The organism is Paenibacillus agaridevorans (genome assembly GCF_018604145.1).
GTDB classification, from domain to species: Bacteria; Bacillota; Bacilli; order Paenibacillales; family Paenibacillaceae; genus Pristimantibacillus; species Pristimantibacillus agaridevorans.
On record NZ_CP075889.1, the window covers coordinates 4,260,892 to 4,283,659 of the forward strand.

General features: G+C 49.7%; 19 protein-coding genes. 4 read left to right on the top strand and 15 right to left on the bottom strand.

Translation table 11 applies throughout. From position 1 onward, the window contains the following. Nucleotides 1–148 precede the first annotated feature (148 nt). From KJW29_RS17760 to KJW29_RS17770, 3 genes are read right to left on the bottom strand one after another with little or no spacing between them, the layout of a single operon-like run. Nucleotides 149–1,396 carry a carbohydrate kinase family protein gene (locus tag KJW29_RS17760; RefSeq protein WP_214630790.1) on the bottom strand — a complete coding sequence of 416 codons (1,248 nt, stop codon included), beginning with the start codon at nucleotides 1,394–1,396 and terminating at the stop codon, nucleotides 149–151. After that, on the bottom strand, nucleotides 1,393–2,559 hold the full coding sequence (locus KJW29_RS17765) for a Gfo/Idh/MocA family protein (RefSeq protein WP_087565887.1): 1,167 nt from the start codon (nucleotides 2,557–2,559) through the stop codon (nucleotides 1,393–1,395). The genes KJW29_RS17760 and KJW29_RS17765 overlap by 4 nt, the downstream gene beginning before the upstream one ends. After that, nucleotides 2,556–3,401 carry a class I fructose-bisphosphate aldolase gene (locus KJW29_RS17770; protein WP_214630791.1) on the bottom strand — a complete coding sequence of 282 codons (846 nt, stop codon included), beginning with the start codon at nucleotides 3,399–3,401 and terminating at the stop codon, nucleotides 2,556–2,558. Before KJW29_RS17770 ends, KJW29_RS17765 begins: the two co-directional genes overlap by 4 nt. Nucleotides 3,402–3,568: 167 nt before the next feature. On the opposite strand from KJW29_RS17770, the gene KJW29_RS17775 reads away from it, so the two are divergent. Genes KJW29_RS17775 through KJW29_RS17785 form a run of 3 tightly spaced genes read left to right on the top strand, consistent with a single transcriptional unit; the run spans nucleotide 3,569 to nucleotide 8,514 of the window. After that, a complete protein-coding gene (locus KJW29_RS17775; RefSeq protein ID WP_214630792.1) occupies nucleotides 3,569–5,335 on the top strand; it encodes a hypothetical protein in 1,767 nt (588 codons plus the stop codon). Then, complete coding sequence (locus KJW29_RS17780) at nucleotides 5,332–8,253, top strand: DEAD/DEAH box helicase (protein ID WP_214630793.1); 2,922 nt, start codon at nucleotides 5,332–5,334, stop codon at nucleotides 8,251–8,253. Before KJW29_RS17775 ends, KJW29_RS17780 begins: the two co-directional genes overlap by 4 nt. Before the next feature lie 33 nt (nucleotides 8,254–8,286). Next, on the top strand, nucleotides 8,287–8,514 hold the full coding sequence (locus tag KJW29_RS17785; RefSeq protein WP_214630794.1) for a hypothetical protein: 228 nt from the start codon (nucleotides 8,287–8,289) through the stop codon (nucleotides 8,512–8,514). 86 nt (nucleotides 8,515–8,600) lie between these two features. Here the strand turns inward: KJW29_RS17785 and KJW29_RS17790 are convergent, their stop codons facing one another. The 3 genes from KJW29_RS17790 to KJW29_RS17800 form a co-directional block, all read right to left on the bottom strand. After that, nucleotides 8,601–9,386 carry a DUF3226 domain-containing protein gene (locus KJW29_RS17790; protein ID WP_214630795.1) on the bottom strand — a complete coding sequence of 262 codons (786 nt, stop codon included), beginning with the start codon at nucleotides 9,384–9,386 and terminating at the stop codon, nucleotides 8,601–8,603. Then, nucleotides 9,383–10,504, bottom strand: coding sequence for an AAA family ATPase (locus KJW29_RS17795; protein WP_214630796.1), 1,122 nt, complete (start codon nucleotides 10,502–10,504; stop codon nucleotides 9,383–9,385). The genes KJW29_RS17790 and KJW29_RS17795 overlap by 4 nt, the downstream gene beginning before the upstream one ends. Before the next feature lie 116 nt (nucleotides 10,505–10,620). Next, entirely contained in the window at nucleotides 10,621–10,764 is a 144-nt protein-coding gene (locus tag KJW29_RS17800; RefSeq protein WP_214630797.1) for a hypothetical protein, read from the bottom strand. A 233-nt stretch (nucleotides 10,765–10,997) separates the two neighbouring features. Here KJW29_RS17800 and KJW29_RS17805 point away from each other — a divergent pair, with 233 nt between their 5' ends. Next, the gene (locus tag KJW29_RS17805) at nucleotides 10,998–12,437 is read left to right on the top strand and encodes a copper amine oxidase N-terminal domain-containing protein (protein WP_214630798.1); all 1,440 of its coding nucleotides are present in this window, start codon (nucleotides 10,998–11,000) and stop codon (nucleotides 12,435–12,437) included. A 71-nt stretch (nucleotides 12,438–12,508) separates the two neighbouring features. Here KJW29_RS17805 and KJW29_RS17810 read toward each other — a convergent pair whose 3' ends face one another. The 9 genes from KJW29_RS17810 to KJW29_RS17850 all read right to left on the bottom strand — a co-directional run bounded on the left by KJW29_RS17810 (nucleotide 12,509) and on the right by KJW29_RS17850 (nucleotide 22,768). Beyond that, nucleotides 12,509–13,624: an ABC transporter permease subunit gene (locus KJW29_RS17810; protein ID WP_214630799.1), complete on the bottom strand. Its 1,116-nt coding sequence runs from the start codon at nucleotides 13,622–13,624 to the stop codon at nucleotides 12,509–12,511. A 1-nt stretch (nucleotide 13,625) separates the two neighbouring features. Further along, nucleotides 13,626–14,498, bottom strand: a complete 873-nt coding sequence (locus KJW29_RS17815; protein ID WP_214630800.1) for an ABC transporter ATP-binding protein — start codon at nucleotides 14,496–14,498, stop codon at nucleotides 13,626–13,628. Continuing rightward, complete coding sequence (locus tag KJW29_RS17820) at nucleotides 14,482–15,282, bottom strand: hypothetical protein (protein WP_214630801.1); 801 nt, start codon at nucleotides 15,280–15,282, stop codon at nucleotides 14,482–14,484. The genes KJW29_RS17815 and KJW29_RS17820 overlap by 17 nt, the downstream gene beginning before the upstream one ends. After that, on the bottom strand, nucleotides 15,260–15,838 hold the full coding sequence (locus KJW29_RS17825) for an RNA polymerase sigma factor (protein WP_425517543.1): 579 nt from the start codon (nucleotides 15,836–15,838) through the stop codon (nucleotides 15,260–15,262). The genes KJW29_RS17820 and KJW29_RS17825 overlap by 23 nt, the downstream gene beginning before the upstream one ends. A 1,444-nt stretch (nucleotides 15,839–17,282) precedes the next feature. Beyond that, nucleotides 17,283–19,226, bottom strand: a complete 1,944-nt coding sequence (locus tag KJW29_RS17830) for an FtsX-like permease family protein (protein WP_214630803.1) — start codon at nucleotides 19,224–19,226, stop codon at nucleotides 17,283–17,285. Further along, complete coding sequence (locus tag KJW29_RS17835) at nucleotides 19,223–19,978, bottom strand: ABC transporter ATP-binding protein (protein ID WP_108994868.1); 756 nt, start codon at nucleotides 19,976–19,978, stop codon at nucleotides 19,223–19,225. The genes KJW29_RS17830 and KJW29_RS17835 overlap by 4 nt, the downstream gene beginning before the upstream one ends. A gap of 100 nt (nucleotides 19,979–20,078) precedes the next feature. Next, nucleotides 20,079–21,083 (bottom strand): sensor histidine kinase, encoded by a 1,005-nt coding sequence (locus KJW29_RS17840; protein WP_214630804.1) that lies wholly within the window; start codon nucleotides 21,081–21,083, stop codon nucleotides 20,079–20,081. Then, nucleotides 21,080–21,769: a response regulator transcription factor gene (locus KJW29_RS17845; protein ID WP_214630805.1), complete on the bottom strand. Its 690-nt coding sequence runs from the start codon at nucleotides 21,767–21,769 to the stop codon at nucleotides 21,080–21,082. Before KJW29_RS17845 ends, KJW29_RS17840 begins: the two co-directional genes overlap by 4 nt. A gap of 42 nt (nucleotides 21,770–21,811) precedes the next feature. After that, entirely contained in the window at nucleotides 21,812–22,768 is a 957-nt protein-coding gene (locus KJW29_RS17850; RefSeq protein ID WP_214630806.1) for a permease prefix domain 1-containing protein, read from the bottom strand.

Sequence of the window (22,768 nt, forward strand, 5' to 3'; positions counted from 1 at the left end):
GGCGTGTCTGAAAACCCGCTCAGGGGCATCTTTCACCGCCTTTCCGCCCCCTGCTTCGTCACTTTTGCTTGATGTACACCCGGTACAACTTCACAAAAGTTCCTTGCATGGAACGAAAATTCGGCAAAATCTGCTCCCCTCGGAGTATTCAAACTCGCCCTAGAACGTTTTCCCAAATGCCATACGATTGGCGGTATGTCCAGCCGGGCAGCGGCAACGTCGCCTCGCGCTGCTTCCAGCCCGATGCAATCCGCCCCTGCACAGTTTCCCAGTCCGGAATGCCGCTGACCGCATCCGCTCTCTCCACATTGCAAGCCCCGACGCCTACCGCACCTAACAGCATTTCTTCGATCGGCAAACCTTTAACCAGACCGGTCAGGAATCCGGCAATCGTACAATCGCCCGCTCCAGTCGTACCGACGACATTGACGGCATAACAGGGAGCCAGCAGTTCCTTGTCCAGCCAATTACTCAGCCGTTCCGCATCGGGCGCGCACTTGCCCAAGCCGCGCAATCGCTCGGCGCTTGCCGTCGTCCGCACATACAAGCCGTGTTCGCCAAGCTTGATGCCAACAATCGCAGCTCCCATATCCAGCAGCTGCTGCGAGAGCGAACCCAGCAAAGGCCCTTCCGCCCAAGCCAGCAGCTCCGTCGTGCCGTGCCGCTCGCTCAGCTCATTGTATTTGTCCGGCCGAAGCATATACAAGATCTCTTCGAAGCTCGGCAGGAACACGTCCACATACGGCAATGCTTCGGCGAGAATGGCCGCCCAATCGGCTTGCCCCGCCGGAGAGTCGGGATCCGGCCTGGCGAGGTCGAGCGATACCGTCAGTCCTTCCTCCTTCACGCCAGACAACAGCGTCTTTAGCTCTGCTCCCTGCCGTTCGTACATCCGTCGCATAAGCGGGGGATAGCCGAAATGGAACAGCTTTGCCCCTCGCAGCGACTCCATCGCGACATCCTCCGCCGTAAACGTATCGTTAGCTCCCGTACAATGCAGGAAGATCCGGTCTACATCGGGCGGACTGATGACAAGCGTATAGGAGCTATGTTCGTTCGGAGCGACAATCATGCCTTCGGCAAGATCGTCCCCATATTCGCCAAGTATACTCCGTATAGCATCGCCAAACAGATCTTCCCCTATCTTGCCCATGAGCTTGACGGGGATGCCAAGGCGATGCAAAGCCAGCCCCGTATTGGAGACGGCTCCCCCTGTCGACAGCTGAGCCGGCCCAATGTCAACCAGCTTGCCGGGTGCAAGCAGATCCCCGATTCGCCCATGACCCTGATGTCCGCCTGGAGCATTTTTGTTTCCGCCATGAATCGCGGGGATGACATCCAGGCAAATATGTCCGGCTACGACAATATCCGGATTTGCGGCGCCTCGGCTGCTCACGCCAGCGTCCCCCAGTCGACAACAGCCGTTCCGCCTGTCCGCCCGGATTCCAAAGCCGCAGTGAACAGGCAATGGCTACCCGCCGCTTCCTCCGGCGTCGCGCAACGGAAGGGCTGCGAAATGCCTTGTTCGCCATGAACGACCTCGTCGCAGAAGGCCGCCCACATCTGCAAAATGGAATCCGTAAATCCGAATTCGAAGATCCCGCCCGTAATCGTGCCATACGCGGATTTGTATGGCGCATCGACGATATGCCAGGCCTGTTGTCCGCCCGGTTTGTAAGGGAGGGAAGCGACCTGCTTCGGATTTTTGGTCGTAAACTCGGCAGACAGCTCCGTTCCCTGGATGCGAATAAACCATGTATTGGCATGCCCCGGCGCAATTCGTTTGGTAGACAGAACCATCGGGAACTGCCCCTTGTCCGACTTCACCTCGCAAGCCAAAATCGCATTGTCCCAAGTTTCGCAAGGAGCGCTTCCTCCTTTTCCGTCAGGACGTTCCTCGACGATCTTGGACAGCAAAGCCCGTACGCTCTCCGGCTTCCAGCCGAATCGAAGCGGCAAGTGAAGCACATGAAGCCCCAGATCGCCCATGCAGCCATATTCGCCGTTCGTTGCAATCCGCCGCTTCCAGTTGATCGGCTTGTTGGGATCCAGATCGCTCGAATGCCAGAAGCCGGCCTCCACCTCGATTATTTGGCCGAATTTGCCTTCATTGACCCATTGTACGATCTGCTGAGCTCCCGGGTAAAACGGGAATTCGGACGAGCTCCGCACAACGACCTGCGGATTGTCTCGAATCGCCGCCATAATCTCTTCGTTCGCGCTGCGGTCGATGCCAAACGGTTTCTCGCCAAGCAGATGTTTCCCGGCACGAATAATATCGATATAGATTTGTTTATGAAGATTATGAGGCACGGCGCAGTATATCGCTTCAACCTTTGGATCCGCCAGCAGCTCCTTATAATCGGTATACGCTTGCTCCACAGTAGGAACATTGTCCTGGAACCACTGCGTTGCAGCCGGATTCGCATCGCATACCGCCACAATGCGGGGCTCGAAATCCACGTCCGTCAGATGGCACCAGCGCGCCGCCGCGCTAGCGAATTCCTTGCCCATCAGCCCGCAGCCGATGACGCCGAACGAAATGATCGTTTTACTCATTTGTTGTTTGCTCCCTTCAGAATAGCCAGCGCTTGATCCGCCGCAGCTCCTTCATGCACAATGCTCATCAAAGCGGCTGTCATGCCTGCAGGATCCGGATGCTGAACGACATTGCGCCCATACACGATGCCCGAAGCGCCTTGCTTCATCAATTCGACCGTACGATTGATAATCTCTTCGTCGCTTGCCCGTCCGCCGCCTCGAACCAATACCGGGATGCCGGAAGCGATCTCGATCACTCGGTGATACTCCTCCACGTTATCGCAAGGATCCGCCTTGATGACATCGGCGCCAAGCTCCACGCCTTGGCGGACCAAAGGCATGATCTTTTTAATGTCGCCGTCCACCATATAGCCGCCTTTCTCTTCGTTCGGCAGCATCACAAGCGGCTCAACCATCAGCGGCATGCCATACTTCTCGCATTCCGTCTTAAGGAGCGTGACATTGCGCACGCATTGATGATGCAGCTCCGGCTGTCCCGGAAGCAGCAGCAAATTCACGCACACGGCGACGGCGTCGAGCCGAACGGCTTGTTCGATCGCGCGGTCGATCAGCTCGCTGAACAGAAAACGCGGAAGCACGTTTCCGTAGATGTTCGCCGCATCCGTTCTCAGGACAAGCCCTGGCTTATGTTTGCCCGGAATATTTTGCAAATGCCTTGCTTGGCCTGCGCTTAATTGAATGCAATCCGGCCCCGCCTGAACAACCGTCGCAACGGCGTTTTTCATATTTTCAATGCCCGACAGGAATGAGAACTCGTTAAAAAAACCATGGTCAATCGCTACATCAAAACATTTTCCTTGCTCGCTAAACATCCGGTTTAATCTTGCTTTTGTAGACATGTCGATAACCTCTCCTTTTCGTTTGTAAAGTATTATGTTCGTTTATAACATTATGATATACAAAAAGAACATGGATGTCTACTGAATCTTTTGGTGGCATGTTTCATCTAGCTCACCTATTTAAAACTTGATAGAATAAACATAGACTTTTTGTTGGAGGACTACTTATGTCGAGTCTTGGTATATCTACTCGCAATATGGACCTGCTGGCCCAGCGAGTTAAGCTTCATATAAAGACAGAAACGCTAAGAGATGGTCTGTCCTTGCTCCAAATGCAGAAGATTGTCTCGCTGCATGCGGACAATTCCGGCTATCGTGTACATGCCAAAATAATGGACAAGTCGAACGTTGAGATGATTTACGACTTGACCATCGATGTCGAGCTGTTTCAATTCAGCAAGTGCAGCTGCATAGATTCCGAATATTGCGCGCATATTGCGGCTGCATTTTTGCTTGCCTATTCGATGAGCGGTCATAATGCCGTGCAGTTTGCCGGCGCCAAGAAGCTTGAAAATAAGGCTGCCGCCCTTGACAAAAAAGCCGATCCGACGCAAGCAACAGGGCATAAACGCTTCCCTCCGTCTGCGAAGTTGCAGCCCACCGTGAAGCCGTCGGAGGCATGGAAGCAAGCCCTTAGCAAAAACGAAATCATCGTCAGCGCAGCGGAAGCTTCAGCGGCCAGCAGCACCGTTGAACAGGCGGCAGAACCTTTGCCGCTTCCTCTTCCTTCGCAGCCTGCTTCCCAGTGGCATCGCTACATGGATGAAGTGCTTGGACAACTGCTAAAGACCAAGTCTATCCGGTCGGATGGATTTATTAAACGGGGTCTTGAACTGCTAACTCCGCGCAGAAAGGGCTGGGATTCCTTTCATGAGGCGCTGTTCGGACTGCATGTGCGTCTTAGCCTTGTCCATCATACTTATCGCAACATAAATACCATCTTCAAGTCGGACAATTATTCGAGCAGTTTCCATGCCAATCAGCAATTGTCGAATATGATGGACGAGCTGTACCAGAACGCTCAATCGATGAAGTGGCATTCTTTTTTTGCGAAGCATCCCGATCGGGCAGAGGAATTGCAGGTGCTCTTGTCCAAGTACGCATTCGATTGTGAAAGCCTTGAGATCGCTGAATACTGGCTGGGATTCTATCGTACGGTGTGGGGATTGTATATCGGTACATTCGACGGTTCTGAGGAAACAAGCCGTTTGCAACGCGCGCTTAAGCGAGCCAAAGCTTCGTCGGTGGAATACGAGCATATCTCGATGGCGCTCGCATATTGGGATTTCAGAAGAAGCGACGACGCCATGGCGATCATACGGCTGGAGAAACTTCGTCACAACTGGAACTTGGGAGTTCATTTGACCTATGCGCATACGAGATTTCATCAGAGCAAGTGGGATCAATTGCTGCAGTGGCTGCACTTTATAGCCCGGATAACAGCGAAACAAAGCTATAGTTATTCGAATCCACATGCGATATGGAGCAGACTGTTCGACTATTGGTCGACCGGAGCAGAATCTGCGGCAACACAAACCGAATGGCAAGCCTGGCTGCTCGACTATATAGAATACTTGTACGACGATTATGAACAATTTTTGTTGGACCGAAAAATGTACAAAGAGTGGTTCGACATTATGCTGTGTACCGACCGTGAGCCAGGTCCGCAGTATAATAGCTTGCTAAACAAGCTGGAGAATTCAAATCCGGAAATACTGCTGCCGTTCTATCATCACACTGCCGACTATTGGATAGGGCGTAAAAACAGGGAAGGTTACCGCTATGCGGTATCGATCATTAAAAGGCTCTCGCAAATGTATAAAAAAATGAACGACACGCCCCGTTGGGAACGGTACCTCGCTCATTTAACGCAGAGTTACTCCCGCTATCGCGCGTTTCAGGAGGAGCTAAAGAAAGGAAACGTAATCGCATGACAACGAAACATAAGCAGCATGCTTCATCTATTCGTGTCAGCATGCAGCCGGACGGCAACTTTCGGATCGGAACAGGCGAAACGAACAAATTGCCATTATTGCGCAACAAGCTGTTCGGCTGGCATAAAGCTTCCTTTTACGGCACGATGTTGGCGGAGAATGACGGATATTTTATTTTATCTCCTTTCATGGCTATTTCCTACTTCGCGGAGGACCATCACGCCATACACGGACTATTGAACTGGAGCGAAGAAGCAATCTTATTCAGGCAGGCAGCCCCTATGTTGAAATCCGTGCTTGAGAACGGCCACTTCATGCCTGACTTTGGAGCGTACCTCGAAGGCCGTTTCGGATGGAAACCTCACTTTACTGAGTCAACAGCGGCAGAAGACTACAAGTTAATCGAACAGTCATCGCTGCAACAAGGCATTGACCTGAAAAAATGGTTGACGGATGCCCTACTGGATCTGCGGCAAATGCACGCTTCATCTGCGCAGCATTGGCAGCTGTTGACGGAGCGTTATCCGGCGCTGTCGGGCCAGACGTCCTCCGATGGAGCTTCGGATAGAGGTATGCCCGTGTTGGCGATGGACGAGCAGGATTGGCTTGAATCGATAGGCTGGCGTCAGAATTCGCTGCCCTTTTATATCGCCTTGCAATTGGCCGAGCCTGACGAGACTAAGCTTGACTGGACGCTGTCGCTGACCGTCATTGGCAAGAACAATGGAGAACAGGTCGGGGTAGTCAGTCCGACTGCCTCTTCCGGCAGTTTCCCGAAAACCTGGGAGCCGCACTTGCCGGCAGAGGCAGCCCGAATGACAGCAAAAGCACTGCGGCTATGTCCGTATCTGGGCCATCCTGCGGATTCCGATATGCTGATCGCGGAACTGTCCGAGGAGCAGGCATGGCAGTTTCTCAGCGCCGACAGCTTGAAGCTGGCCGAAATCGGCATAAGCGTGCTGCTTCCTGCCTGGTGGGAAAAGATCAAGCGCATCAAGCCGAAGCTGTACGCCAGCATTCATTCCGAAGCAGGCTCGGCCGCGCGTTCGTATACGGGCATCGAGCAGTTGATGTCCTTCGACTGGAAGCTGTCTATCGGCGACATCAAGCTATCCGAGTCGGAATTCGCTGCGCTTCTGTCCTCAGGCAAGCCCCTCCATCAGATTGGAGGCAAGTGGATGATGCTGGATGCGGCCGCCGCCAAGGAAATCAAGCGAATCCTGTCGCGCATGGGCAAGATGCAAGGTCTCAGCTTGCGCGACATTATGGAGATTCATCTACTGGAAGGCCTTGTTGAAGATGATGATACGCCCCAGAACAGGGAGCTTCCGGAAGGCGATCAGTCTGACTCGGAGTCGCGAATTTCAATCGGCGTCGAGTTGAATGAACATTTGTCCGCGATGCTCGGACAATTGACGAACACCGGCTCTATTCCATTATTGGAGGAACCGGCAGGCTTTGCCGGAACGCTGCGCAAGTATCAGAAGGAAGGTTTCTCCTGGCTCGCCTTCTTGCGACGATTCGGGCTGGGCGGCTGTCTTGCCGACGACATGGGCCTCGGCAAGACTATTCAGTGGATCGCCTATATGCAGCATGTAACGGCCGTTGAACAGCCGAACAAGCCAGCTTTGCTAATATGCCCGACCTCCGTCCTCGGCAATTGGGAGAAGGAGCTTGGACGATTCGCGCCAAAGCTGAAGGTTTACGTTCATTACGGTATTAATCGTCCTAAAGGAGAGGCATTCGCAGTTCAGGCACTGGAAGCGAACGTTGTGATGACCTCTTATTCGCTGGCCCTTCTGGACGAATCGGAGATGGCCTCCCTCCACTGGAGCTCGCTCTGTCTGGATGAAGCCCAGAACATCAAGAATGCCAATGCCAAACAATCGGCCGCCATTCGCAAGTTGCACGCGGATCATCGCATCGCATTGACGGGCACGCCGATCGAGAACAGATTGACGGAGCTGTGGTCCATTTTCGACTTCGCCAATCCGGGTTATTTGAACAGCCTATCCGCATTCAAGAACAAGTATGTGTCCATGATTGAGAAGAACAAGGATGCAGCCATGGTAAAGGAAGTTCAACGGCTCGTACAACCGTTCCTGTTAAGAAGGATGAAGAAGGATCCCGCCATTATGCTCGACTTGCCGGACAAGCACGAAGCCAAATCGTACGTTCCGCTCACTGCGGAACAGGCTGCCATGTACGACAATACGATTCAGGATATGTTGTCGCGCATCGATACTTTGTCGATCATGGAGCGACGCAGCCTAATCCTATCGACATTGACAAGACTTAAGCAGCTATGCGACCATCCCGATTTATATCTGAAAGAGCAACAAAAGGATGTGGCCGTCTCGCGTTCCAATAAGCTGATCCGACTGCTTGAGATGGTGCGTGAACTGCGCGAAGAAGGAGACAGATGCCTGATTTTTACGCAATACGTCGAGATGGGCCATATGCTGCAGCAAGTTTTGAGCCGGGAATTGAGAGAGAAAGTTCAGTATCTGCACGGCGGCATTCCCAAGAAAGCTCGCGATCAAATGATGGAACGTTTTCAGAACGACTCGCTTCCTGATTTAGAACGAAGCAATATCTTCGTTTTATCCCTCAAGGCCGGCGGAACGGGGCTTAATCTGACCGCCGCCAATCATGTGTTTCATTACGACCGCTGGTGGAACCCGGCTGTAGAGAACCAGGCTACGGATCGCGCTTTCCGCATCGGTCAAACCAAGGATGTTCAGGTGCACAAATTTATCTCGCTTGGCACCATTGAGGAGAGAATCGATGAGATGATTGAAAGCAAGCTGGAGTTGACGAATCAAATCGTTGGAACGGGCGAAAATTGGATTACGGAGCTATCCACTGATGATCTGAAACAAATGTTCATGCTTCGCAAATCCTGGCTGAACGAATAAAGTCCACTCACCTTTCGAGAAGGGATGAATCGAATGTCCAAAAAAAGACGTGAAAAAATGAAGGCCAAAGCATCCAGACACTCCGTCTCGAAGCCGGCCGGCCAATCAACTCATGTAAACAGTCCAAAATCCGAGGCGCTAAGCATCGTGAAGCCCAAAAACGTTGAACGTGCCAAGTCGCCAGTCGTACTGAAAGAAGCCGCCCCGGGGTGGGGCAACTTTTATTCCAGCATACAAGCTGCCGTCCGGGAGATTGGTTGAGTAGAATTACAGTCCCTCGAAGCTGCATGACTTGTTAAACGAAAATATCCCGCCCAGGTCGGTAGCCTGCTTGCGGGATATTTTCTTTATAATTCAGACAGCTTGCGTAACTGTTTAAATGTAACCTGTATGAGTTCAAATTTCTCCCAGGGAACTGACCTTAACAGGTCTCGCCTTTGTCCGAAAGCCTCTGCAGGAGTCATCACCACGAATGTTGTGTCGAATTTCGCTTTTGTTCTCTCTCGTCTCTTTCTTAAATATTTGTCCTTACAATCGATTGAATCGATAAACTGTATGCACTGATCAATGACCAGTTTATCAACTTGATCCGGGTCCTCTTGCTCCGAAGCATTTGAAAGGGCTTGCAATAAAAAAGTTTCAATCGCTCCGGTTTGCTCAAAAGGAACAATCAATGGCAACAAATCAACCATCAATTGATCCTGCATTGCATTCGTATAAACAGCGGTATTCCATTCATTATTCCTAGGATCAACAGCGAACTGTATCGCATTTTCATCAAACTTGTCTAAAATCTCATCCAGAAAATGCTGTTCGGTCTGTATTTCATCACGATCAGAAATAATGACGATTCGAGAAAAGGGGACAATTGAACCTAATTGGTTCATATCCAAAACGCTATTAAGCAATCCCGGGATTCGCGAGACACCTCCGGCAGACATTATGCTAAGAACAGCACCTCCGGGGTGTTTGAACCATTTCATTAGCTTTGCGTTCCGAATCTTATTGATCATTCCCTCTTCAAAATCTTTATAATCGGATTCTTTGATATGCTCCCACCCGTGTACCTTTTCCATGAAATATTGAATAAGCGTCAGATCGGTATTCCCTTCGCAGATGATCACATGTTTCATGATCTCAGCTCCATATCGTAATCATCACGAACCTGTACTGCTTTTTCGCCAGTCAGTACCCTTGCTACTGTTTTATCCGCCTTTTTATTCAAAGTAATAACTCTGGCCATATCCTCCTGCATCACTATTTCATCGCAGTTTAAAAGCTCGTCTACAACTTCCAGGCTGTGAGTAGTCATGAACAACTGCACGTTATACCTTTTGCATGCACGAACAAGCCAGGAGAACACTTCTTTCATAACGCTCTTATGAATAGAAGTTTCAATTTCATCAATCAATAACACGCCATCTTTAGTGCCGGCTATCCCGTTTGCCAAAGCAATAACCTTTTTTATTCCATCCCCATATGACGATAGCGGCATTAGTCCCAAGGTTTTATGCTCAATCATTTGCACATATCGAATATCGTCTTGGATAATTCGAAGATCTTCTATTCCAGCATCAAAGGTTTGCAAGATATCGATAACCTCACGCAACATTTGTTTGCTGCGACTAATATTTTTAAATATATTTTGTACAAGGTGCTCTGTTGTAGATATGAACATCATATTTACGATTGGTTTATGGCGATCCAGTACCGTCTTTTTTACATACTTATGAAAAGTTATCGTATTCTTTACAGGTATTTCATCAAAAAAGGTGCGTTGTTCCATCTGTATATTGTAAGTATGAACGCCCTCAAACCCTTCAATCTCTTCCTCTATTACACTATCCCTTAATGCGCGCTTCATAGTTAAAGATTGTTGAGCCAATTCCGCCGCATCCACCAATATTTTGCGTACTTCACCGTCAAGTTCAAAGCTTATTGCTCGAGAATGCATCTTTCCTGAAAGCAGGATTTGTTTATGTTCCGATTGACTATCAAACATGTAAATAAACGAATCAAACAGACTCAGACTGGTTCGAAATGTAGCCTTTCCTCCTTCCCGAATTCTGGAGGTGCTTATCACATTATTGAAATCAGCCGGATTGCCAAGAATCATTAAGGCTTCCAGTACACTGGTTTTTCCGCTATTATTGTTCCCTACAATAATATTCAAGTCTCCTAAATCATGGATGGACAGGTCGCGTGTTCCCCGAAAGGAAGACACGCTCATGCTTTCAAAATGCCGTGCCATAAATAACACCCCTTCCTATGGCTTGCTAACAGTATCGCCACCGGTTTCCTTTTTTACCACAATTCATTATACAACGGATCGCAAGCCACATGCTCATCAAACTTCTATCATGTTTATCAATTCTGCCGGATCGCAGACGCCAGCTTGCCCAGCATATACTCATACAGATCGCCTTGCATATCCAAGTCTTTAATATCGTGCTCGTACAGCTCGTCGAACCCCATAATCATCTTCTGCAACACTTGCTGGGTTATTTTCATAAAAGACTATATCTTTAGAACTATCATTCTACAATATCGGTCCTGTTTCCTGCCACTCGAATTGGAATCCGCAACCTATTCACCTGGAAAACGTCTAATGGATGTAGAAAACATTTACTTTACAATAGAGGTGATCCATCATTCATCCTTTTAACATGATTTCTCCGAAAAAGACTTCACTTTTTGTCGGTAAGGTTGTACTCGCTGTCACAATCGTATTTGGCAGTACCAGTATGGCACCAAACATAACTTCTCATCATGTCATTCACTCGGCAGCAGCAGCGGTCAATCCATTGACTTCGGAAGAAGCGGTAAAAGCTGCCAGGGATACGCGATTGATTCCTCAGGATGCTGAAATTCGCTCAACCCGTCTTGAAGCAACCAGAAATAGATGGGTCATCGTTTATGCTCATTCGGATACAGAAGGCAACTTTCGCGATGGTACTTTGGAGTTGAACGATTCAAACGGAAACTTGCTGTATTTTACTGAGAGATTAAATTATGAACGGATTTTTGGAGATATGATGGCGCCGCCGTTTGATCCCGCTGAACAAAAAGTCAGTTTCTCCGAAGCTGTCGGGATCGCTCATGATTATGCAATCGACCAATCATGGCCAATCGAGCATCAATGGAAAGAAACGGTTATTCCCCAATCCGAGTATTCGCTCAGAGCCGTAAAAAGAGATTTGCATGCCGTATCGCTTAATCGCGCTTATAAAGGCGGAAGGTACCTTGCCGATAAATTTGACGTTTATGTCGATCGTAAAACCGGAGAAGTGATGGGACACGAAGTTCACTGGAGTAAAACCAACTTTATTATTCCGGGAGACATCAGCGCTTCCCAAGCCGCAGCTGCAAAATACAAACCATTTCAGCCTGTGCTGGACTGGACGGAAACAAACAATAAGAGGCTTGCCTATTCCTTGGATGGTCTTACCGGTTATCTGACAGAGAGTGAAAAAAACAAATGGAGTCCGAAATATAACCAAAATCTTGCCAAGAAGAGGCTACTTGCCCTGTATGAGCTGGAGATGGTGTTTACGCCGGACTTCAAAGGAAATGCTACCGCAAAATACGATTTCGTCATCAAACAAGATGTCCCGCTGTTCTACAGCGGCGTGGTCCCGGCGATTGATGCCAATACTGGCGAATGGGTCGATTTCCTGGGAAGCGCCATAACCCAACCCATTCCTCCCGCAAGCGAATGGCTCGTCGATCAAGCCGTTCCTGTCGGCAAAACGGGTTACAAGGCTGCCGTTATCTGGAACAATGACTTATTAGCTTTGAACAACGAACCGTTGATTCATAATGGCTCGACGCTCGTGCCGTTTCGAGAGCTATTGAACAAGTTGAATGCCAAAATCGGGTGGGATCCGGAGAAGCGCAAAGTAACGGCTAACAAAGACGGCATATCTATCGAATTAACAATCGGATCATCGACTGCTTACATGAACGGCAAAGCTCGCCAGCTTGGAACACCTGCCATTATTCAAAAGGGGCATACGTATATACCCGCACGGATTGTTCTGGAGGCGTTCGGAGCCAAAGTCGATTGGGACAACGATTCGAGACTGGTGCTAGTCAATACGGATAAAACAATTCCGAAACTAACCCCTCTTCAACTAAAACAATTCCGCTTCCAAGCGCATATTAATTGGGCGGAGAAGCAGTAACAAAAAGAGCCGCTCCATTCGCAAATGTTCATTCGCGGCTGGAGCGGAACTCATTTAAACAATCGATATCACTAAGCAACCTCCCTCCGTTTCATCGTATACAACAGAAGCCTCGCCGCCGCTATCGACAAAATCGCCATTACGACAATCGCAGCATACGAATATAACACCGGGTATCCGAATAGATTGAGCACTTCGAATCTATCGAACAAATCGGTTACCCTCATTACATTCGTATAGGTGAAGTCAAGTATGTTCTCATACATGCCCAGTTCTATTTTGAAAAAAACAACGATCGCAATCGGCAAAGAAAAAATGGCTCCCGATACAAGAATCGAAAGGATGGTATGCCTGCACCATGCTGAAATCAGCAGCACAAGCAGTGCGAAACCAACTGCTCCTAATGCATGTATGCCCAGCTGTACGAAAATAAAAGTCAGCATATCATAGTCATACGGCGAGTAGCGATACTGGAACAACTGTTGAAGCGGCGCGCTCCAACCTCCATCCCCGTATACAAAGATTCGCTGGACGAGATTGAACACGCCCCAAACAACAATAACAAATGCGGTATAAATGAGCGCGGCTGCGATTTTGGCATAAACCCCCTTCCGCCTGCCATGCCTGGTGCTTAACTGCAATTGATCCATTCCCGTCATATACTCATTCGAGAATATGGGGGCGAGGCCAATCAGGAGAAGCGCTCCCGTCAGCATAGTTCCAAAGGTTCTAACAAAATCGATCATTTCGGCCGGCGCCTTATGATAATACAGCTTGTTTACATTCACGTTCTCCAGCATCCGCAAATGCAACGCTTCTTTTCTGTACTCGAAAGTTTGTTTCTCTATTTCGGTCAGATGACTTCGCAGATAGTTAATGCTCATATTGTTTGTTTCATCGAGCCGTTTCGCCACGGCTATCTGTTCATATACACCTTGCTTCCTCATGTCTTCAATCCTGGGGCGATTCTCATTCCAATTTTTCATCAGCTCATCGTGAGCCGCTTCAGCTTGCGTGTATTTTTCGCTAGTCAACTCTCCCTCCCAGTCTTTATAGGAAACGGATTCCCCTACCACATACTGGGCACTGAGGCTGATCATAACAAGTCCCAGAAGTACAACGTAAACAACATAAATGCTTTTTTGCCGAAAAATTTTATTGAGCTCAAAGGCCAACAAGGATTTCATCTTACTTCGCAGCCTCCTCATCAAAATAATGCAAGTAAAGATCCTCGAGGTTAGGTATCGCCTCTTCCGCATGAGGCGAGGGCTTGTTCTTCGAAAGGATGCGCAGCTCCGTGCCGTTTTCTCTCACCAGCATGCTGCTCACCTTATGGCTGGTTTGCCATGCCGCCAGTTCATTCGGACTTGCCATAACGGTCCAGACTTTGCCGCTAAGAGCGTCCAGCAGATGCTGCGGCTCTGCCTTTTGGATCAGCATGCCCCGTTTCAAAATAAGCAGTTCCTTGGCTATATACTCGATGTCGGATACGATATGCGTAGACAATAATACGATTCGATCGGCCGCTATCGTAGACATCAGATTCCGGAATCTGATCCGTTCCTTAGGATCGAGGCCTGCCGTCGGCTCGTCGACAATGATGATTTTCGGATCGTTTAACAACGCTTGGGCAATGCCTACTCGTTGCTTCATGCCGCCCGACAGCTTGCCTACCTTCGTGCGCCGCTCCTCTTGCAAGGATACGGCCTGCAGAAGCTCGTCTATCTTGGCTTTAGCTCGCCCCTTCTCAATACCCTTAAGCGCGGCAATATAGAAAAGAAACTTTTCAACGCTGAAATTTTTATAATAACCCATGTGCTGCGGCAAATAGCCGAGCAGATCGCGATACTTCTCGTCCAGCAACTCGATATCAACGTCGTCCAGCAGCACTCTGCCCGAGCTTGGTCTGGCGACAGAAGCCAGTATGCGCATTAGCGTTGTTTTGCCGGAGCCATTTGCGCCGAGAAAAGCGTATACTCCCTCCGTCATTTCGAAGGATACGTTATCCAGCGCGCGCTTTGCGCCGTACTGCTTGCTTACTCGTTCAATGGACAGCTTCATAGTAGGCAAATCCTTTCTTTAATCGTTGTATTTGCTTGGCGATACAAGCTGCCACAAAAACGGTTGCAAGTCCGGCTATATAAGGAAGCTCCGATGCTTGTTCATAATATTCGAGGCCGGTAAGAAAGCCGTAGGCAATAAACAGCCAAATAACGAGTGCAATCGGAACGGACAGCACATTTCGAACACGGCTGGCAACGGCCAGTCCAACGCTTACCGCAACCGCAAATGGCGCAGTCCAATACATGAGGAGCTTCGATAGCAGCAGCGGCTCGCCAAATAGTCCAAATACGCCGATCAATGTCAGGCAAAGCAGTATATTATAGGCGCAAATAACGATCAGCTTCATTAACAGCAGTTGCTGAGCCGAATATTTGCAGGAGATTTCAAGCTCCAACAGCCCTTCATTACGGCCTCGAAACACTTCAAGCAACCCGAGCAAAAAAGGAATCGGCGAAAGCAGCAGCATGATTTTGTAAGGATCTCCCTCCCAGACGTACCATACGAGCAGCCCCATACAAAAAAACAACAGGTTGGCCAGCCAAAATAACGGTTGAATCTGCATAAGGCGCAGTTGCCCGAGACAGGAATATTTGTCCCGTGGAGCAGCTGCCTGAGTTACATAAGGGCGCATAGCGTCAATTGTGCGTGTTATTGCGTCCTCGCTTGGGTATTCTACCGTGAACTCCTCCAGCTTAAACTGCTGAAACTCCTTATCCAGCTCGATCAGCTCATCATCGTGATTGCGGGCTCCGAGCGAGCTAGTTGCTTTCTTTTTGCTCATGCCGATCTCTCCCTAACATGGTTTTGAGCTTCCCAAGCCCTTGCCTGAGCCTGGCTTTGACCGTATTTTCGTTCGCCCCCGTTACAGAGGCGATTTCGCGTATTTTCAAGTCATGATAGTACTTCAGCAGAATCGCTTCGCTTTGCGCCTCCGGCAGCTGACCGATCGCTTCTTTCAGTTGCTTTCTCGTTTCCTTGTTTTCGAAAATATAGGGTATGTCGTCCCCGTTGCTTGAGCGCTGGGCCGCATGTTCCTCGTATGATTCGGTGCCGGCGGTCCGGCGATAGGCGGCCGACCGGTAATAATCGCGGCAAATGTTTACCGCAATCGTATACAGCCAGCTGCTGAAATTGCCTTCGCTTGCATACGTTGAAATGTTCCGAATCATTTTAATAAATACATCTTGCGTCAAATCGTAAGCCATATGGCTGTTGCTTGTTTTACGATAGATGTAGGCGTAGATCCGCTTGTAGTAACGCTTGGTCAGCACCTCCATCGCAGCCTGGCTGCCATTATTAATTTCCTGTATCAACTGCTCGTCAGTCGGCAATATCATCACCTCGGCTAATAAAGGATGTTCAAAAAAGTCCGCTTCCCATTACGAAGTAATCCTAGAAGCATACTCGCGTCGAATATGGAATGCAGCCGAACCTTCCGTTTCTCACGTAGCTCTGCTACGCTCCGATACTCAGTTTCTAGCTGCCTCCCATCTTCTCGGTACTGAGAAGCAAACTTTTTGAACACGTACTTAATGGAACGGAATGGGTGGATGAAAAGTTGTAAATGGTTTTAAAATATACGATAAACAATCGTAAAAATAAAAACTAGGGCGTGTCTGAATTCTCCGAGGGGAGCAGATTTTGCCGAATTTTCGTTCCATCCAAGGAACTTTTGTGAAGGCGTTACCTAAGGCTACGTCAAGCAAAAGTGACGAAGCAGGGGGCGGAAAGGCGGTGAAAGATGCCCCTGAGCGGGTTTTCAGACACGACCTAGTTGCTTTGCCAGCACAGAGGTTGCGAAACTTGTACTTTTGGGGCTTCATAGACACTCTTTTCGCATAAAGCTGCTAATCAGAGTTACTTTCCGGTCCATCGGCGTTTTTAACGCCTACAGCTGCTCGTTCGCCTACTTTTTGGAGCCATAAGCGTTACTAACGCCTATGGGCGCTAATCAGAGTTACTTTCCGGTCCATCGGCGTTTTTAACGCCTACAGCTGCTCGTTCGCCTACTTTTTGGAGCCATAAGCGTTTCTAACGACTATGCACGTTAATCAGAGTTACTTTACGGTCCATCGGCGTTTTTAACGTCTACAGCGGCCCGTTCGCCTATTTTTTGGAGCCATAAGCGTTTCTAACGACTATGCACGCTAAACGGAGTTACTTTACGGTCCATCGGCGTTTTTAACGCCTACAACAGCTCATTCGCCTACTTTTTGAAGCCATAAGCGTTACTAACGCCTATGGGCGTTAATCAGAGTTACTTTCTGGTCCATCGGCGTTTTTAACGCCTCTCAGCACATTTGTGCATATCTCCCCAATTTTCTTAAACAGACGGGGCTTCTGCACAGCAAATTGCACGAAAATACACAAATTCTCGCTACACATCTTCGATTGGGGCCTCTTGAACCAATATTTGTGTATATATGTACAAATATACGAATGAATGGCCCTTACCTCATCTTAATTGTGTATTTTTGCTCAATTGTTGTACCGTTTGTGAAAATATCCAAGGGCGCACACTAGCACCAGCACTCCAGCTCAGCTCCAGTACCCGCACTCCAGCATCACCCTTCTTCAATCTGTGCCCAGAAACAGCACTCCAGCACCATCATTCGCCTCCAAATCGCGCCCAGCACCACACTCCAGCACCACCATCCGCCTCCAATTCACCCCCGCACACAGCCGTTATATTGGCGTAAAACTGCGCAAACTAATCTGCTTCCGAAATCAAAATTCATTTAAAAAGAGGCCCAAGCATCACTCTGCTTAGGCCCCGCCATTTCACAACGATTCTTTAATCACCCGCTTGTAATACAGGACGGAGAGGATTCCGAAGACGGAATACAGCGCCGTATACAGCACCATAACAATAAGCATGGGAGCCGTAAGCTCCGTGCCGAACAGGAACCAGCCGGATTTCACGGCAAAGTAACCATGGCTCAAGCCGACAATAAGCGGTATGCCGAAGTTAAACAACTGCTTGTACGCGATTCCGCGGAGCAAGTCGCCCTGCGTAAATCCCAGCTTGCGCAGGATCGTATAATTCGGCTTCTCCTCCTCGCTCTCATCCATCTGCTTGAAGTAAAGAATGCAGCCTGACGTGATCAGGAACGCAAGTCCGAGAAATCCGACGATGAACATGATCAATCCCATATTCAAGCGTCCGTTCATCATAAGCTCATGCTGGGAAAACGACACCTCGGAAGGGGATGGCTGCGTATCCGCATAGGCCTGCCGCGCCTCTTCCATCCGTGCTGAATCCAGGATGTCCACGCCGTAATAATCCAGATATTTTGCATTCTGAATAGCCGGATCCAAATTTTGAAGGAGCTTCTCGTACACGCTGTCATCGACGATCGTCGTCGGTATTCCCTGGCCGTATCTGTAGAACAAAACGCTTTGTTCTTTAGTGCCGACAAGCTCTTGTTGAAGGCTGCCGTGCAGCCCCATGAATTGAAAATCGCCGGTCGACTTTAGCGACATGAAATTCTGCATCGCTCCGCTGTAGCCCATAAATATCGCTTCGTTCGGCTCCACCTCTACTCCCTCCACCATGGCCTCGCCAAGCACCGGGGAGATGAATGTGTTGCCCTCCATAGAGTTGAGCATGTTGGAAGATGCAATGCCCGAATAGTCGATTTCCACGTAAATCGGCACTCTGCGAATGACGTCGTAGGCAACTTTCCTGGCATCAAGCTCCGAGATAAAACGATCCTTCGCCTCCACGTTCGCGAACGCAAAATCATTTGGAACATCCCGCTCCGCTTGCGCTTCGGCCGAGTAATAAGAAATATAACTTAACGACAATAATCCGATGGCAAGCGCGGATACGGTCGTAATGACGGTGAGCAGCAACGCGTTCGACTTCATCCGAAACATGATGGAGGATATGGACAATACTTCCCCAATGGACAAGTATCCTTGTTTGCTTCTGCGAACGGCGTTGAAGATGACGCTGACCGAACCTTTGTAGAACAGGTAGGTCCCGATAATGACCGCTGCCAGAATAAAGATCATCGCCATCATGAGCTCGCCCATTCCCATGAACCGTCCTTTGAACAGCTCTGCGGAAACGTAATAACCGACCAGGATGAAGACGATGCCGCATAGCCCGAACACGAGTTCCAGCACGGACCGCTTCTGAGTCCGCTGCTGCGCGACGGATACGGCGCGGAACAAGGAGAGAATCGTCTGCCTTCTAATAAATGCATAGTTCATGAGCATGATCAGGAGGTAAATGGCGGCAAACACGATAATCGTCTGAACGAGCGCTTCCGAAGAGAAACGCAGCTTGGCCATCTCATCGACGCCGATAATGCGGAACAGAATCATCAGAATCAATCTGGAAACCGCGAAACCGGCCGCGATGCCGACGATCATGGAGCCGAAATACAGAATCAGGTTTTCGGCTGTCATGATTCTGAAGATGCGTTCCTTCGTCAAACCGATCAGCTGGAATAATCCGATTTCCTTGCTTCTTCGTTTAATGAAGATCGTGTTGGCGTACAGCAGGAACACCGCGACGATGGCCACGAGCAGCACGGACGCCGCTCCGAGAGCCGCCGCTCCCTTGACCGAGCCTTTGGCTTCGTCCATGGACGGATCGTATTGCAGCGTAACGAACGAGAAATAAAGAGCGACGCTGAAAATGAGCGCGAACACATAAAGAAAGTAGTTTTGAATGTTTTTTTTCAAATTCCGCAAGATGATCGTATTCAGACTCACCCTTGAACACCGCCCAGCACGCCTTGGGTTTTGATGATGTCGCCGAGCAGCGTTTGCCTGGATTCCTCGCCCTTATGAAGCTGGCTGTAGATTTGGCCGTCCTTGATAAAGACGACGCGGCTGCAATAGCTGGCGGCTACCGGATCGTGCGTGACCATAATGATCGTCGCGGCGTGCTTCGCGTTCATGTAGCTGAGCTTATTCAGCAGGTCGGAAGCCGACTTCGAATCTAGCGCCCCGGTCGGCTCGTCCGCGAAAATAATGCCGGGATCGTGCACGAAAGCCCGTGCCGCGGAGGTTCGCTGCTTCTGTCCTCCCGAAATTTCGCTAGGATATTTGTCGGCAAGCTCGTAGATGCCCAGTTCGGTCGCAATCTGCTTGAATTTTTCAAGCGCGGCCTGTTTGGATACATCTCGGATGGATAACGGCAGAAGCACGTTTTCCTTTACGGTCAGCGTGTCCAGCAGATTGTACTCCTGAAAAATAAAGCCGAGGTGATGCTTTCGGAATTCCGCGAGTTTCTTCTCCTTCATGCCCGTAAACTGTTTTCCCTGGATCTCGATCGTCCCTTCGCTCAGTTGATCGATGGAAGAGAGCACGTTAAGAAGCGTTGTTTTGCCGGAACCGGACGCTCCCATAATGCCGACGAATTCTCCTTTGGTTACCTTCAGGTCGATTCCCTTCAGCACTTCCTGCCTGTTGAATTTATTGCCGTATGTTTTGTGAATTTTTTTGGCCTCTAAAATAATCATGGGGTTACACTCCTTCTTTCGGATGCCTTTATCGTACCCCAACGGAACCTGGATTTCCTGCGATTTAACGAACAAAATAAATAAGCATGTGACATTGTTGTCACATGCCCATCATTACATCAAAATCGTTGGCGACGGGGAACAACAGCCGGAACGTCGTCCCGCTGCCGTATGTGGACTCCGCCTCCATTCGGATTCGAAGCGAATCCGCCGCTTTTTGCGCCAAATAAAGTCCCATGCCGGTGGCCGCGCTATCCTGATGCATCGTCGTGGACGTAAATCCCCGTTCGAATATGCGGGGCAAGTCCTTGGCGCTAATGCCGCGGCCTTGGTCCTGGATCTCGACGACGACATGCCCGTTCTCCTCGCAGCTGCTCACCTTTATGTCGGAGGACTCGCTGTATTTAACCGCGTTGGTTAAAATTTGCCTCAATATAAAACCCAGCCACTTGGCATCGGTCAGCACCTGCTCGGCCTGGAGGGATACGTCAAAGCCGATCCTTTTTTGCATGCACCAGGATCTCAAATCCTTGATTTCCTGGAACAGGATCGGCTCCAGCTTCGCGGACTCGACGTACAGGTCGTTCTCCATAAAAGGAATCCGCCTTTGATGCAGCTGCCGGTCCAGCAAATGATGAATGCGAAGCCATTCGTATTCCAGCTTGCTTTTGGCCGATTCCTCGGTTAAACGGTCGATCACGAGCCGCATGGCGGTAAGCGGCGTTTTTACCTCATGAATCCAGGCCGTCAATTCGTCCTTCTCCTGTTCGAGCAGCAGCAGATGTCCGGACGCTTCGCTCTTGTAATGAAGAGCTTGCGCGGACATCGACTCCTCCACCGCCCGTTCGAACGGACTGCCGGCCTCCTTTAGGGATTCCGGACCGCAGGTGTGATCCCAGGCCTCCAACTGCTTGATGAATTTGGTTTCCTTATAGTATCTGGCAACCAGAAAGACGATGCAAACCATCGAGGACAATAACGTACTGTACAAGATCGGCATCAGCGGGATGGAGACGTCAATGGACGCTATGAACAGGGGCAGCAGGTGGACGACGGCAAGCAGCAGCAGCCAGCTTCGCCTTTCCGCGATGTATTTGCGAATCATGCCCCCGCCTCTTCCGTTGCCATGTAACCTCGGCCGACCTTCGTCTCGATATACGGGTCCAGTCCGATACTTTCGAGTTTTTTGCGCACGCGGTTTACATTGACGGTAAGCGTATTATCGCTCACGAACTGCTCGTTGTTCCATAGGCTCGCGATCAGCTCGTCGCGGCTCACGATTTTATTTTTGCGTTCAACGAGATAAGTCAGTATAAACATTTCGTTTTTTGTCAGCTCCGCCGTTCCCTTGTCGTTCGCAATCGTATTTTTCATGTAGTCGACGGCGGCCCCCCGCCACGTTTTCAGCTGGGTCGGCTCATTATTGTAGTTGTATGTTCTGCGCAGAATCGCCTGTATTTTGGCAATAAGCACGTCAAAATGGAATGGCTTCTGCACGAAGTCGTCGGCTCCGAGCTGCATCGACATCACCATGTCCATGGGATGATCGCGGGAAGAAAGGAAGATGATCGGCACATTGGAATGCGCGCGAATCATCCGGCACCAGTGGAAGCCGTCGAATTTGGGCAGTTGGATGTCGATGATGACAAGCTCGGGACCCGCCTCCGCGAACTCCTGCATAACTTTATCAAACTGCTTAACGCCGAAGACCTCGTAGGACCATAAGGACAATCGCTCCTTGATTTCCTGGAACAATGTCGTATCGTCCTCTATGAGCATGATTTTGAACATCGTTGGTCACCACGTTTCTTAGGCAAACTCTTCTCGCTTACCTTACATTTCGCTCTTGCGATTCATATTATAGACACCGTTCAGCATGCCGTGCAAGATGCCCGCAATGGGGAATACGGCCCAATTGACGTCCCAGCGATGATAGACAAAGCCAGTGAACAGGAAAATAATCGTCGCCAGCGGCCATATTACAGCGCCCACGGCTCCCGAAATTCTTTCCTCTTCCTTCTTGGCGGCAGCGAGAATCGGCTCTTCCAGAAGCTTCGTATATGCTCCCTGAATATTCCCGTAATAGACAAACAGAAACACCGCAACGGCCGCCAACAGCAAGAAAGCGGCAACGCCATAAGGAGCGTATTCTTCGTTGACATAAGATGCGGCGAAGATCAAGATGGGTGACAGCACGCTCAGGCAGACTCCGGTGATAAGAGAGAAACGATAAGTCGGAGCGTAATGAGCTTGACCTTGCCGCAGCTCCATCTTGAGCGCATAGGATAATTGGAAACCTTGCTCCAAAGTCTTGAACCGGCTGAGCTTCATGCCGCTGTTAAAGAACATCCCTACTCCCACGGCGCCTAGCATGAACATACCGATCAGACCCAGCATCGAGCCTCGTTCAGAGTCGACCGTTGTTTCGAATAGCGTATCCAGAATAATCAGCAACGCCACACCGCTTGCGCAGAAGAAAATCCCCAGACCAACCCACAATCCGGCGCTTCGCTTGGCAGCCGTATACGCGTAAGCCTCATGCTCTGTCAGCATAGGTGCTGCCCGCTCCGGTTCGACTGCACGAATGCCAAGTTCGGCAGTCAATTCCTCGATATTGCCGAATTCCGAAATGACGATGCCGATTGCCTCGTTCTCCGACTTGCCCCCCTCCTTCAGCTCCCTGTACTTCTCCTCCATCCCGGACAGCAGTTCCTGCTTCATGCGCATGACTTCCAGTGTCTTTGGCAGATTGGCAAACATATGGTCCAAGTAGACGCTTATCGTTTCCAT

Coding starts and splice junctions, on each gene's coding strand:
- KJW29_RS17765 (WP_087565887.1), bottom strand. CDS start 2,559: ATGAGTAAAACGATCATTTCGTTCGGCGTCATCGGCTGCGGGCTGATG.
- KJW29_RS17770 (WP_214630791.1), bottom strand. CDS start 3,401: ATGTCTACAAAAGCAAGATTAAACCGGATGTTTAGCGAGCAAGGAAAA.
- KJW29_RS17775 (WP_214630792.1), top strand. CDS start 3,569: ATGTCGAGTCTTGGTATATCTACTCGCAATATGGACCTGCTGGCCCAG.
- KJW29_RS17780 (WP_214630793.1), top strand. CDS start 5,332: ATGACAACGAAACATAAGCAGCATGCTTCATCTATTCGTGTCAGCATG.
- KJW29_RS17785 (WP_214630794.1), top strand. CDS start 8,287: ATGTCCAAAAAAAGACGTGAAAAAATGAAGGCCAAAGCATCCAGACAC.
- KJW29_RS17790 (WP_214630795.1), bottom strand. CDS start 9,386: ATGAAACATGTGATCATCTGCGAAGGGAATACCGATCTGACGCTTATT.
- KJW29_RS17795 (WP_214630796.1), bottom strand. CDS start 10,504: ATGGCACGGCATTTTGAAAGCATGAGCGTGTCTTCCTTTCGGGGAACA.
- KJW29_RS17800 (WP_214630797.1), bottom strand. CDS start 10,764: ATGAAAATAACCCAGCAAGTGTTGCAGAAGATGATTATGGGGTTCGAC.
- KJW29_RS17805 (WP_214630798.1), top strand. CDS start 10,998: ATGGCACCAAACATAACTTCTCATCATGTCATTCACTCGGCAGCAGCA.
- KJW29_RS17810 (WP_214630799.1), bottom strand. CDS start 13,624: ATGAAATCCTTGTTGGCCTTTGAGCTCAATAAAATTTTTCGGCAAAAA.
- KJW29_RS17815 (WP_214630800.1), bottom strand. CDS start 14,498: ATGAAGCTGTCCATTGAACGAGTAAGCAAGCAGTACGGCGCAAAGCGC.
- KJW29_RS17820 (WP_214630801.1), bottom strand. CDS start 15,282: ATGAGCAAAAAGAAAGCAACTAGCTCGCTCGGAGCCCGCAATCACGAT.
- KJW29_RS17825 (WP_425517543.1), bottom strand. CDS start 15,838: ATGATATTGCCGACTGACGAGCAGTTGATACAGGAAATTAATAATGGC.
- KJW29_RS17835 (WP_108994868.1), bottom strand. CDS start 19,978: ATGATTATTTTAGAGGCCAAAAAAATTCACAAAACATACGGCAATAAA.
- KJW29_RS17840 (WP_214630804.1), bottom strand. CDS start 21,083: ATGATTCGCAAATACATCGCGGAAAGGCGAAGCTGGCTGCTGCTGCTT.
- KJW29_RS17845 (WP_214630805.1), bottom strand. CDS start 21,769: ATGTTCAAAATCATGCTCATAGAGGACGATACGACATTGTTCCAGGAA.
- KJW29_RS17850 (WP_214630806.1), bottom strand. CDS start 22,768: ATGGAAACGATAAGCGTCTACTTGGACCATATGTTTGCCAATCTGCCA.